Origin of the sequence: Bacillus sp. Leaf49 (assembly GCF_001426125.1) — a bacterium.
Classification (GTDB): Bacteria; Bacillota; Bacilli; order Bacillales; family Bacillaceae; genus Bacillus; species Bacillus altitudinis.
This window is the reverse complement of the sequence record NZ_LMRK01000020.1, coordinates 162,252-174,365: the sequence shown is the minus strand read 5'-3', so window position 1 is coordinate 174,365 and position 12,114 is coordinate 162,252. Positions and strand designations below refer to the sequence as shown.

The window sequence follows — 12,114 nt, the reverse complement described above, 5'->3', positions numbered from 1 at the left end:
GCGCTCTCCTCTATTTGTTATTTTGTCTTTCAATATGTAATGCCAATCTTTTAAACAGGGTAGAAGACTCGTCAAATTTACCAAACCATTTGAGGTCTTCATAAAATGTGTTCTCTTCCTGAGAAGCAATGCCATTAACAATGCGATACTCAAGAAGTTCAATGATGTCCTGCTTGTTACATGATCCCAATAAATCACCTCATTTCAGTACGTTATAAGGTGATTATATATGTTATTTACACTTTAGTCAATATAAATTATATGTTATTTGTATTTTATTATGAGAGACTGAGAAATCAGTCTTCAATAATGGAGAATATCTCTTGCATATCACAATCTAATGTTTTACATAGGGCTATAGCGTAAGGGAGTGAGGGGGGATTAGAACAAAAACCTTCATCATTATTAGTACACCAAATAGAAATCCTACTGGAATTAGTGCCTATTTGGTCTGCAAGCCACTTTTGTTTAATACCTTTGGAGTGTAAGTAACTCTTTAAATTGCTTTTAACCTTATATTTCATAATATCACCCAATGAGAATTTTATATTATGTGTTGTCTTTATTCAAATGTTCAATTAAATTCACTTAAATAGATAAAAAAAGTTGTCTATATAGGTAACTTTTGTTACTCTATCAGTGGAGGTGCAGTATGACATATTTTGATGAAGTCGTTACTAGATTAAATATTGACGATGTATCACTGTTAACTTTGCTGCAAGAATGCGGAGCGAACAGGCTAATAAAAGGAATGACAAAAGAAGACTTCAAGATCGAATCAGTTAAACTAGATACTCAATTTTCAGAAGCGACTATAAGATCAGCTTTAAGTAAATTGGAGGCACTACTGCTTATTGAAAGAGACTCATCAAGTAAGCATCATAAATTCATAATTACTTCATATGGAATTATGGCCTTAGAATATCATTTGGAAGGGGAAATGGTTTAATGTACGGATTTGTTGGAATTGGTCAATGTGGTGGGAGCATTGCAGATGAAGCAATGAAAAGAGGATATTTCAGTATCGCAGTCAATTACTCTAGCTCAGATCTAAATAGTTTAGAAGTTGTTGAAGACAAACTAAAGCTAGTTGGATCCGAAGGGGTAGGCAAGGATAGGGAAGCAGCTATCAACTATTTTAAAAATAACTGGGAATCATCTGTTGAATTTATTAAAGAAGCAATGGAAAAGCCATCGATTCAAGTTGTGTTCGTAGTCTTTTCAACAGCTGGAGGTACAGGATCAGGAATTGCACCAACATTAATAGAATTATTAGATGAATACTTGGATAACAAAACCGTAGTTGCTGTACCTGTGATGCCTGATCACAGTGAAGTGATATTGAATCAATTAAACACCGTTGAATGCCTTCAGGAACTGTCAGAAAAGCAATTGAATATAATTCCACTAGACAATTTTAAAGTGTCTCTAAAGGGCATTAAATCGTTCTCAGAGCCTATGCTATATCAAAAGGTAAATAAACAATTTATTGATATGCTTGAAGAGGTTGAAGAGTATACAAACCTTCCATCTAGCTACAGTACATTAGACAAGAAGGACTTAAACCAAATTTTCAATACTCCAGGTGTGACAGTGATTTCGAAAATGGATTTATCTGATTATAATAAAGGGAAATTTGCAAACACTCTTCATGATGATATTAAACAGTCATGGAAGCATTCGATATATAGCGCAGACACTTTTGATTCATTAGTTAAAGCTGGTGTTATTATAGACGGCAATGCAAATTTAACAGATCAGATTAACTTTAAGCGACTTTTCAGTGAGGGTGAACCATTAGATTTATTTAAAGGGTATTATGATACTGGTAAGAATCAAGCGATTTCTATTTTAAGTGGCTTAGGGTGGATTAACGACAGAATGAAGCAATTAGATGACCTGATTGAATCAAGAAAAGTTGAACCAGTAAAAGAAGAGGTATATGTTCCAAAGTTTAATTCAAAGTCAGCATTTTTAAAGCAGCAGACTAACACCAAAAGGGACGTAAAGCAGGTAAGTAAGGGGAGTTTCTTAGAGAAACTTAAATCATTAAAGGGATAAAGATAGTGAGATGGTCAATTGACTGTCTCATTTTTTTGTTATCGTAAATTTTTGAGGACGATATCGTAAAATTGATCAAAAGGAGAAAAAAAACAGTAATAGCAATGTGTTTGGCGATAATTCGATTATTATGAATGGTGAGTGATCGTAAAGTCGTTGTGGGAGTAAGGAAAAGTGGACAAATTTAGAGGAAATCGTGAAAAATGAGTGAGTAGAGGAAGGGGGAAACGTTGATATATAAGGCGTTTACGATAGCAAGTACGATAGAAAATAGGCTAAAATCGATAAAATTTAAAGGGTGTGGAAATGGAAGTGCTATGGGCACATTTGTTCTTTGTTTTAGCGGTTTGGATGTTAATATACCCCCTCCAGTGGCAATAGATGGTTCTGAATACGTCTTATAATTATAGTTATAATGCAGATTCCTTGGTGAGTCTGCTTTTTTATTTGCGGCCAAATGAATGCACAATTAATAAGATAAATCAATACTTTATTGAACTAAATTTAAAAATTTTAAAAAATTGATCTGATTTTGAAAGTTTGTTCCATTAAGCGGAACAATTCGTGTGAATAACAGGGGACAGGAAATCGAAGTGTTATTTTTTTTAATGTATATGTTTATCATTATATAGTCTTTGTCTTTATTTCATCACATTATCTAGCCTAACTATTACGCATCATATTTTAGCCATCACACATGACACATTCACTATAGTATATTCTATCCCTAACATCAATCATTCACACATCACCATATCAATTCTAAGCATACTGACAGCCTCATACAAAGGTTTAATTCACTCAAACAACCTATCTATCTAATCACATATATCACACCACACAAACGAATATAAGCACAAAAATAAATATGAATAAATCACATTAATAAACAACAAATAACACACATCACCACGATAATATGTTATAATAGAAGTATGGAAAGGAGGTGCAAAAGTGCTTGAAAAGGTGACTATAATAATGGCTTTACTAATCAGTCTTACTACAGTCTTAATCAATATGCTTGTGATTATTGAGAAGGTTGTCAGTATCACTAAAAGTATAAGCCAAAAGAAAAAGCGTACACATAAGCGACCTAGGTCAAGGACACGCAAACGTATACGCCGTTAAACATCATTAGACATTGGGAGATACTTCTCCCTTTGTCATCTATATTATAGCACCTTGCAGCACTTTGTAAACATATATGCAGCATAAACAATTATGGTACTCACTAATTACATTCGGTATTACATTCGTTGTATTCTGGCTTATTAAAGACTTATTCAGCAGCAACACACAATCATTTATTATTTGGACATACGCTATTTCTACATTGATCCTTATAATCACTTGGTTGTCTTACTTTGTATTTAAAGGTTTTAAACGGTGAGCGGTAGCTCAGCTCGCCATACATATAATTTTGAATAGGGGAGAATGAATGTCAAAAGTTAAAATTATTGATTCGATTATGGGCAGCGGTAAAACAAGTCTAATGATTGATCACATGAATGAATCATCTTTAGATAAGCATTTTATTTTTATCACTCCATACCTGGATGAAGTATCAAGAATTAAGAAGTCATGTAGCAACAGAAAATTTCATGAACCAAAAGTTCACTCAGAAAAGGGAGAAGTATTATATAAGATTGATTCTTTTCATAAGCTGCTTTCAGAAAACAAGGATATAGTTGCGACTCACGCATTGTTTAGTATGTCTGATCAAACCACCAAAGATTTAATTTACTCAGGCAATTATACTTTGGTACTTGATGAAGCAATGGAAGTGATTAAGAAATTTAATATTTCTAAAGATGATTTAGATATGTTATTTAAAAACAACTGGATCATTAACAACAACGGAAAGATATTGTGGAACTCTGAGAATGAAGAAAAATTGAATAGGGAATACAAAGGGGAGTTTCAGACATTAAAGAAGCTGGCCAAAAGTGATAATCTAATCTATCACAATGAATCTGTTTTGTTCTGGGAATTCCCTAGCGATGTTTTTGCTAAGTTTAACGAGGTGTACGTATTAACATATTTGTTTAATGCTCAGATTCAAAAGTATTATTTTGACTTACACTGTATTGAATATGAATTGTTATCAGTCATAAAAGAAAATAAAAATTATAAATTAATTAAACATAATGAATCCCTAGACCAAAAGGTTAAGGCTGCTTTGAAGAATAAGATAAACATATATGAAGGAGATTTGAACAAGGTAGGTGACGACTATTACGCATTGTCTAAAAATTGGTTTGAAAGTAGATCGGTGTTACATAAGCGTTTAAAAAACAATATCTTAAACTATTACCAAAATATCATTAAGTCTAAATCAAACGAGAATCTATGGACAACCTTTAAATCTCATAAAGGGAAGTTGAGCGGCAAAGGATACACTAAGGGATTTTTAGCGTGTAATATTAAAGCTACTAATGAATACAGTCATAAGAAATCATTAGTTTATTCAATCAACAGATTTGTTAATCCAGCTATTAATGATTTCTTTAAGCAGAATAACATAAATATAGATCAAGACATCTACGCTTTATCAGAGATGATTCAATGGATATGGAGATCAGCAATAAGGAATAACAAATCAATCAATATATACATCCCATCATTTAGAATGAGACGTCTATTAATCGAGTGGTTAGAAAATGACCTATGAAAACAAAAGCAATAAATCATTTTAAAAACTCAACAGCCACAACGGTTTTGAGCAATCTCTCGTAAAAGAAAAGAAGTTAAAATTATATATAATATATAGACTGAAAATAAGACCTTGGGGTGCTGACTTTGGTCACTTCAACAAGTTGAATTGCCCTTTCGTCCTACACCACCCCAAACCCCTCATAGGACGTAATAAAATACTCAATAAAATTAAAAATAACACACAAAAATCATTGATTAAAATACAAATAACATATATAATAAGGATATAGAAAAGAACAAAATTCAGTCAAATAACAAATAAAGAATGGAGAGAATTATAATGGCGATAAATGTAACAATTCATACCTCATTTTTGAATCATAGTGGAGTTTGTGAAGGATATAAATACGATAAACTCAAATTAAAAGAAACTGGAGGAAGACGTTTATATTTCGCTGCTATTAATAACGGTATAAGAATGACCACACTTCGCAAATTAATGAAATTAGAAAATGGACAAGTTTTTGTGAGTTTTGGAAACAAAAAATATGAAATTGGATCATATGAGGAGGTAAAGAACTAATGAGATATTTCGCTACTTACAACTTTGTGAAAATCGGAGAATTTTCAACACTAAAAGAAGCACAACAAGAAATAGGGAAACATCCTGAATTTTTTAAATCAAAATATACAAAAAAAGGCACTCCAAAAAGTAGTTATACTCAATTGAAGCGATTCGCAATTAGTGACAACAATGGTGATTTATATTACATCTATTAAGAAGTTATAGAATTCAATAAAATGAATATTTTAAAGGGAGAGATTGGATATGAAAAAAGTAAAGCCGAACAACTGGGTATGGACTAAATTAACAGAAGAAAAGCATCCTGATAGAAAAGCTGGAACACCTGTACATACAGCTTATATGAGAGAGGGTGACGCTGAGTGGTCTCCTCACAGCTCATGGATTGCTAAAGGATATATCCAGCATGTTGATACGCTAAACTCGTCACAGTGAGTATAAACAGGCATTAGGCTGTGAGCGTCCTGGTCAATAATGGCCAGGGGTTGCAAAAATAAAAAGTGAGACTGGAGAGGGTAAAGATGATGTTAATTAAACAAAAAGGTAACAGATACTACAGATACAGCTGGGCTCAAATGAGAAGTTTTCCAATAAAAAAATCAGAAGCATTGGAACTAATCAAAAATGGTGAAGCTGAACTAGTCGAAGCCTTTATTACTGATCCTACACCCCAACCAATCGAATCAGAATTAACGAAACAAGAAATCGAAGATGTTCAAGAAGAAGTGCAAAAAACAAATGTTGTAAGTCTAAACTCAATCAGAGAAGCAAAAAATGAAAAAGAAAATATCGAAAAAGCAAAAGAACACTTCACCAAAGATATTTTGCCTAACCTCAATTTAAATGACATGAAAAATCTTATTAATCTCTCATCTAAAAAAGATGAAACGGGTTTTCAGGAGGAGATGGTGAGAATTGTTTTAAGAATGAGTATTGAAGAAGGGGTATCCCATTTAAATCAAATTAAATAAGGTTCTGTAAAGGTGCCTTTAAAAAAGGAGAAAATATGTTTAAAGAGAATCTAGATTTTTACCCAACTCCAGCAAGTTTAATCAACAAAATGAATAGAAAGGTAGATTGGAAGTATATTAAATCAGTTTTAGAGCCTTCAGCGGGTTCAGGCAATTTGGTGGAAGCAATTCATAAGCAATTTGATTACACCAAGATATATAGAAGAGAATCAAAGTATGACATCGATGCTATTGAGCATGATGAGAACTTGCGCCACTTGTTAAAAGGTAAAGATTTCAGAGTTATTTCAGATGATTTTCTAACTTTTAATACATACAAGAAATATGATCTTATATTTATGAATCCGCCGTTCAGCAATGGGGAAAAGCATTTATTAAAGGCCATTAATTTAATTGAATCACAACATAGAACGGGTCAGATAGTCTGTTTACTAAACGCTGAAACATTAAATAACCCTTATTCTAATGACAGGAAATATCTCGTTAGAAAGTTGACCGAGCTTGATGCAGATGTCGAATTTATAAAAGATGCCTTTGTTAGTTCTGAAAGAAAGACAAGTGTAGAGACAGCTTTAGTTTATATAAAAATTGATAACGGTGAATATAACAGTGTTCTTTTAAATGAATTGAAAAAGGATGAAAGCCACATACTTAAAAATGATTATAAATCAACTCAATTAATTGATTCTGATTACATAAGGGGAATTGTTGAGCAATTTAACTATGAGCTTAAAGCAGGCTTGAAACTTATAAATGAATACAATAGCATGAAACCGTTAATCTTAAATAGCTTTAAAGAAACTTCTAAACCGATACTAAAATTAGAATTGGATTCTTCTGCAAATAACTATACAGAAGATATGGAAAACGAATTTATTAAAAGTGTAAGGCAAAAGTATTGGAATACACTGTTTAATAATGCTGAATTCATGAGTCTTTTTACAAGCAATCTAAAGCAAAAATATTTGCAGCATGTCGAAGAGTTAAAGGATTATGATTTCTCTTTATTCAACATATACACATTAAGAATACAAATGAGTAAAGAAATGATTCAAGGAGTCGAAGAAACCATTCTAAATTTGTTTGAAGAGTTCAGCCATAAACACTATTATGATAAAACATCAAAAAATGTTCACTTATATAACGGATGGAAAACAAACAAATCTTATAAAATAAACAAAAAAGTTGTAATTCCACTAAATGGTTATGGTACTTGGGATGGTAATTATGATCCAACTTACTATACTGTTATGGATAAACTCAAAGATATCGAAAAAGTGTTTAACTACCTAGACAATGGCCTTACTGAAGATGTTAATATTGATGAAGTTCTAAAAATGTCTAAACACTATGGAGAAACGAAAAAAATTGATTTGAAGTATTTTTATTTAACGTTTTACAAAAAAGGGACATGTCATATTGAATTTAAAAATGATGAGATTTTAAAAAAGTTCAATATTTTCGGAAGTCAGAAAAAAGGGTGGTTGCCACCATCATACGGTAATACAGAGTTTACTGAAATGAACGAAGAGGAAAGAGCGGTTATCAATGAATTCGAAGGTGAGAGAGAATATAACAAGACAATGAAAAACAAAGGTTATTATATGTTAGATACATCAAAAGTTTTAATGCTAGGAAATTAAAGTACAAATAACACACATTTTTTATTGATTAAAGTACAAATAACATATATAATATAGTTATAAGATACAACGGAAACGGTTGATAAAAATTCTAGCGTTTTAAAAAAGGGGATGTAAAAATTATGGAGCAAGTAATTAAAAGAATTTTAGATGCAGATGTTGATGGTTTAAAAGGAACGGTAAAATACTCAATAAATGAAATGTATGATGTAATTGACGAGGAAGGAGTCGGTGAAATCAATTTTAGACTTATTGATGAGTTCACAATGACATTTAAAGAGATTGGTGAAGAAGAAGAGCGGCAAGGGCATAGTATGAAAGAAGAAATATACAAAGCATATGGAATAGTCGAATAAAATTCTAATTTTATGCAGGAAAGAGGAGAAGTGATGTTAAAAATAAGTCTTTATAAAGATGGAAGAATTGAGAAAGAAGAGGTTGATCGATCTGATTATGAAAAATGGATGAAAAATCAACATGTTGGAGGTCTTTACAATTTCAATACATCTAAGGGTGATCGTGAAATAATTCTTCTAGATGGAGACGACAAGAAAAGAGATTTTGAAAGGGTTATGAAATCGAAGTTTAAAAGAATAGATGAGGAAATAAAGAAGCTTAATGATCGTAAAAAGAGAATATTAGATTTAAGTCTAACACTTTAACCAATGTGTTTAAATAATTTTAAATACGAAAAAGGGCACTGTGTGATGATTAACAGTTTTACATATGTAGTCCTTAAATCATCTGATAAAGAAGTATACCTAACGCATATAAGTGATCCGAAAGGAAGAAATGGTCGATGGATTGATATTAATAAATTACCCAATCCTCACGCAAAAATTAATATAAAATGTTGATTTTCTACAGAAAGGAGAATGGAAAATATGACAAAAGAAAATAAAAACTTAGTTATGCTTGAAGCAGAAAGAGAGATTGCTAAAAATAGATTGCAAGAACAGATTATTATTATTAAAAGAACATTGGACAATCTTGAATTTAAGCTAAAGAAAGATGACAAGTATTTATTTTCGGCTGACGGGCTGATGGATAATAGTATTGATATCTATTTAAATCAAGTTGTTGCATACGATCGAGCAATTGAATTATTGAAAATTGAAAGTTAAATAAAATGTTTCTTTTATTTAATCCTTTATAAGAAATGAGCAAATTAATGGAAATATTATCAACATTTGTTTATAGTCTTAGTATAAAAATGAAAAGGAATGAGAAAATGAAAAGATTTATTATGAAGATTGGAAGTGTTTTGGGTAAAGAGCAAAGTTTTCCTATAGAGAATTTCGAAGCTTATTTCAAAGAAAAGTGGAATGATAATCCTAATTTTAAAAGATTTATGATTGGTTTCATAAGAAGGGACAAGAACGCTCCTGGGAATGTTCTTGAAGCAATGGGACACGGTGAACCGATATTTTTTTCTAGAAGAATGGATAATGATAATAGACTTTTTGTTCAAACAGATAGCGAAATCTTCTTAAGTTTTACAAATGAAGAACTTGATTTTGTTGAAATACCGAAACCTTTAAAGAAGTTTGAATCATTTATCTACTCCTCTAATTTAGAATCTGTAAATAAATTAGTATTAGATAGCATATTCACATTTGTTAATTCAAGAATAACAAATTATTTTTCTGTTCCTGAATTGCAAACCTTTAAACACATCAGAGATCAGCTAAATGAATTAAATGAGATGCTGACAGAAGTAAGTGGCCAAATCTCTTTAGAATTATCACCAATTAAAGAACAAATATTAGAGATACTCCCAGCTTTAAAAGAATGGGTTGATGTAGAAGAATCTAAGTATTTTTAAACCTATAAGGCTGAGTCGTCTTATGACGACTTCCTTTTAAATAATCACAAAAATTACATATACGTTAAAGTATTCGAAGTTTAGAAGTTAAGTGTATTGTTAATAGATTAAAATTAAATTAGGTTTCTTTGTACGTAGTACACAAGAGAAGTGTATATTACAAATTAAATAAAACATGAGTTTTAAACAAATAAATAACATATACTAAAAGGGGCGTTAATTATGGATTACAAAAAAATGTTTGAAGTGAAAGAAGAGATTAGAAAAAGTTTAGAGGACGTAGCTGAAAGAGCGGCAAGGAGTGTATTTGCAAAAGTTGATAAACAATCCCTAGAAGGCGCAGTTATAACAGGCCATATCGCAAAACAAGAATTTTTAGATGCATTTGATCTTGAGTATATGTTCTTGTTTAATCAATATGATGAAATTGAAACTGATGTTGTAAGTGGAAAAGAATGAAAACGATCCAAGAGAGGTTACTAAAACGGCGGGATGATTTGATCAGTATTGCTGTATTTAGTCTATTGGCCATTATGCTGCTTTGTGCATTTATTTATTCTGGATAAATTACATATACGTAAGGGGTGGATGATATGCGAGAATTAATTAAGAAAGAACTTTCAAAACCAAACATGCACAATATGTTTAAATGTTGGGCTGATCAGGAACAAATTTTAGATGAACTTGAAGTAGGGTATATAGGTTTTGATGGCAGCGTAGAGGAATACTTAAACAACAAATTAAATTATTGAGACTGTACATAAAAGAAGGTACTGTATTCTAAAAGCGTGTTGCATCCTGTAACGTGCATTATGATTGATTACAGGCCAAATAAAATGATGTTTTTAACATGAGCTAAGAGTGGGATTCCTTCCCTCATTGAAATAGCAGTTAATAAAAGACATCATAATTTAGTACTTAATGTGAAATTCAGATCATATGCAAAGGGAAATAAAATGAAAAAATGGTGAGTATTGATTAACCGTATGATAAAATAATCCTATTGAAAAGGGGTGTAGTGATGAATTTAAATACGATTATTTTTGGCGGGGGATTTGCAGTTTGGCTGGTATTCATCCTATTCGGCCCAATTATGGGCGTGCCAGTAATGTTTGTATACATGTATGCTATCTTCAATAAAATAACTGGTGGAAGACAAGCGCAAAATCAACAGTATGAAGAGTACATTGCAGAATTAGAGGAAGAGAATAGAAGATTAAAAGAGAGACAAAAGTTTTTCGAATGAAATCATTCTTCTAATGAAAGGCGAGATCAAATGAAATTTACATTATTAGATAATGCTGTAGATTCCCTTAACGCAACGCATAGTTCAATTCAGGTAATGATGGAATTGACTGAGGGACACGATCATAGAATTAAAGATGCAATACTATCCATAAATCATGCTGCTGAATTGCTTTTTAAATATTTATTAAAAAGTAAGAACGAATATCTAGTCTTCAAAGACCTTACTTCATATATGAAAGCAAAAGAAGAAATGATTAAACAAAAGAAAAATAGCATTTTTGAAGTCTCCCCCAATATACAAACTGTTGGTTTTTCTGAAGCGATTAGGAGACTTGAACTTCTTTGCGATATAGAAGTGCCCCCAAAATTAAAAGAGGCAATGACATATCTAAACAAAAAGAGAAATGAAATTATGCATTATGAAATTAATTTGAGTATGGAAGAAGCAGTAAAAGTATACATCCAATTAATAAATTGTTATGAGCTATCAATTGAATATTTTTCAAAACATATTCCTAACTTGGCAGATATGGTCGGTGAAGCAAGGTTTGAGTTGCATAATGATGACTTATTTGATGAGCCAGATGTTGAAGCAATGGTTAAAGATGCATATTATGATAGTCTTGATGAGCGGTCAGGAGAGAATGTAAAAGAGTAATGCTTAATCTAATTTGATAAGTTGGATTTGTAATAAAAGAAGTATTTCATTTAGAAGGTGGTTGAAAATGATTATTGAAGCAATTAAAGTAGGAGGCTAATAGGGGGAGGTGAGTTAATGGCTGATATTCGTCCAGGAGGATAAGAGTGGAGGAGGGATTAAACCCTCTTTTTCATTCCACATTTGGCACATTGACGAATAAATTCTCCTTTGGAAATTGTAGACTTGAATTGTGCTGTGTCGCAATTATCGCAGCGGCCACTATGTTTATCAGGATATTCTCGTATGTCGTAAATCTTATCAAGATCAATTTCTTTCAACATGATTTAATTTCTCCTTAGATACAGTATTCAAGTGTTTATTATAGTATATGATCAAACAAAATTAAACTCCTTATAATAAACAACAAATAACAAATATTTAGTTGACAATGAATTGAAATTATAGTAAATTTATTGTAGGGAGTGGGG

General features: G+C 31.5%; 20 protein-coding genes. 17 read left to right on the top strand and 3 right to left on the bottom strand.

Annotated features, from left to right (window positions below; all coding sequences use genetic code 11):
* Nucleotides 1-10: 10 nt before the first annotated feature.
* Together ASG46_RS10630 and ASG46_RS20540 are read right to left on the bottom strand one after the other, a co-directional pair.
* Nucleotides 11-190: a hypothetical protein gene (locus tag ASG46_RS10630; protein ID WP_056704529.1), complete on the bottom strand. Its 180-nt coding sequence runs from the start codon at nucleotides 188-190 to the stop codon at nucleotides 11-13.
* Nucleotides 191-296: 106 nt separating this feature from the next.
* Nucleotides 297-524: a helix-turn-helix transcriptional regulator gene (locus tag ASG46_RS20540; RefSeq protein WP_082515482.1), complete on the bottom strand. Its 228-nt coding sequence runs from the start codon at nucleotides 522-524 to the stop codon at nucleotides 297-299.
* A 128-nt stretch (nucleotides 525-652) separates the two neighbouring features.
* Here ASG46_RS20540 and ASG46_RS10625 point away from each other — a divergent pair, with 128 nt between their 5' ends.
* From ASG46_RS10625 to ASG46_RS10555, 17 genes are all read left to right on the top strand, one after another.
* Nucleotides 653-949, top strand: a complete 297-nt coding sequence (locus tag ASG46_RS10625) for a hypothetical protein (protein ID WP_056704527.1) — start codon at nucleotides 653-655, stop codon at nucleotides 947-949.
* Nucleotides 949-2,061, top strand: coding sequence for a tubulin-like doman-containing protein (locus ASG46_RS10620; RefSeq protein WP_056704526.1), 1,113 nt, complete (start codon nucleotides 949-951; stop codon nucleotides 2,059-2,061). Before ASG46_RS10625 ends, ASG46_RS10620 begins: the two co-directional genes overlap by 1 nt.
* Nucleotides 2,062-3,015: 954 nt before the next feature.
* The gene (yonT, locus tag ASG46_RS21630) at nucleotides 3,016-3,189 is read left to right on the top strand and encodes a type I TA system toxin YonT (RefSeq protein WP_436967807.1); all 174 of its coding nucleotides are present in this window, start codon (nucleotides 3,016-3,018) and stop codon (nucleotides 3,187-3,189) included.
* Between the two features lie 310 nt (nucleotides 3,190-3,499).
* A complete protein-coding gene (locus ASG46_RS10615; protein ID WP_056704525.1) occupies nucleotides 3,500-4,732 on the top strand; it encodes a hypothetical protein in 1,233 nt (410 codons plus the stop codon).
* 324 nt (nucleotides 4,733-5,056) lie between these two features.
* The gene (locus tag ASG46_RS10610; RefSeq protein WP_056704524.1) at nucleotides 5,057-5,299 is read left to right on the top strand and encodes a hypothetical protein; all 243 of its coding nucleotides are present in this window, start codon (nucleotides 5,057-5,059) and stop codon (nucleotides 5,297-5,299) included.
* Nucleotides 5,299-5,496 carry a hypothetical protein gene (locus ASG46_RS10605; RefSeq protein WP_056704523.1) on the top strand — a complete coding sequence of 66 codons (198 nt, stop codon included), beginning with the start codon at nucleotides 5,299-5,301 and terminating at the stop codon, nucleotides 5,494-5,496. Before ASG46_RS10610 ends, ASG46_RS10605 begins: the two co-directional genes overlap by 1 nt.
* A 49-nt stretch (nucleotides 5,497-5,545) precedes the next feature.
* On the top strand, nucleotides 5,546-5,734 hold the full coding sequence (locus ASG46_RS10600) for a hypothetical protein (RefSeq protein WP_056704522.1): 189 nt from the start codon (nucleotides 5,546-5,548) through the stop codon (nucleotides 5,732-5,734).
* 89 nt (nucleotides 5,735-5,823) lie between these two features.
* On the top strand, nucleotides 5,824-6,270 hold the full coding sequence (locus ASG46_RS10595) for a hypothetical protein (protein WP_156376667.1): 447 nt from the start codon (nucleotides 5,824-5,826) through the stop codon (nucleotides 6,268-6,270).
* A gap of 35 nt (nucleotides 6,271-6,305) precedes the next feature.
* Nucleotides 6,306-7,913, top strand: coding sequence for a DUF4942 domain-containing protein (locus ASG46_RS10590; RefSeq protein ID WP_056704519.1), 1,608 nt, complete (start codon nucleotides 6,306-6,308; stop codon nucleotides 7,911-7,913).
* A gap of 122 nt (nucleotides 7,914-8,035) precedes the next feature.
* Complete coding sequence (locus ASG46_RS10585) at nucleotides 8,036-8,269, top strand: hypothetical protein (protein WP_056704517.1); 234 nt, start codon at nucleotides 8,036-8,038, stop codon at nucleotides 8,267-8,269.
* Nucleotides 8,270-8,302: 33 nt separating this feature from the next.
* Entirely contained in the window at nucleotides 8,303-8,575 is a 273-nt protein-coding gene (locus ASG46_RS10580; RefSeq protein WP_056704515.1) for a hypothetical protein, read from the top strand.
* A 222-nt stretch (nucleotides 8,576-8,797) separates the two neighbouring features.
* The gene (locus ASG46_RS10575; protein ID WP_056704514.1) at nucleotides 8,798-9,037 is read left to right on the top strand and encodes a hypothetical protein; all 240 of its coding nucleotides are present in this window, start codon (nucleotides 8,798-8,800) and stop codon (nucleotides 9,035-9,037) included.
* Between the two features lie 107 nt (nucleotides 9,038-9,144).
* A complete protein-coding gene (locus ASG46_RS10570; RefSeq protein WP_156376666.1) occupies nucleotides 9,145-9,738 on the top strand; it encodes a hypothetical protein in 594 nt (197 codons plus the stop codon).
* A gap of 222 nt (nucleotides 9,739-9,960) precedes the next feature.
* Nucleotides 9,961-10,197 (top strand): hypothetical protein, encoded by a 237-nt coding sequence (locus ASG46_RS10565; protein WP_056704510.1) that lies wholly within the window; start codon nucleotides 9,961-9,963, stop codon nucleotides 10,195-10,197.
* A 134-nt stretch (nucleotides 10,198-10,331) separates the two neighbouring features.
* Nucleotides 10,332-10,490, top strand: a complete 159-nt coding sequence (locus ASG46_RS20970; RefSeq protein ID WP_156376665.1) for a hypothetical protein — start codon at nucleotides 10,332-10,334, stop codon at nucleotides 10,488-10,490.
* Nucleotides 10,491-10,759: 269 nt separating this feature from the next.
* Nucleotides 10,760-10,984: a hypothetical protein gene (locus ASG46_RS10560; protein ID WP_056704509.1), complete on the top strand. Its 225-nt coding sequence runs from the start codon at nucleotides 10,760-10,762 to the stop codon at nucleotides 10,982-10,984.
* A gap of 30 nt (nucleotides 10,985-11,014) precedes the next feature.
* Entirely contained in the window at nucleotides 11,015-11,644 is a 630-nt protein-coding gene (locus ASG46_RS10555; RefSeq protein WP_056704507.1) for a hypothetical protein, read from the top strand.
* Between the two features lie 158 nt (nucleotides 11,645-11,802).
* On the opposite strand, the gene ASG46_RS21120 is transcribed toward ASG46_RS10555, so the two are convergent.
* The gene (locus tag ASG46_RS21120; protein WP_186365687.1) at nucleotides 11,803-11,967 is read right to left on the bottom strand and encodes a hypothetical protein; all 165 of its coding nucleotides are present in this window, start codon (nucleotides 11,965-11,967) and stop codon (nucleotides 11,803-11,805) included.
* Between the last annotated feature and the right edge of the window lie 147 nt (nucleotides 11,968-12,114).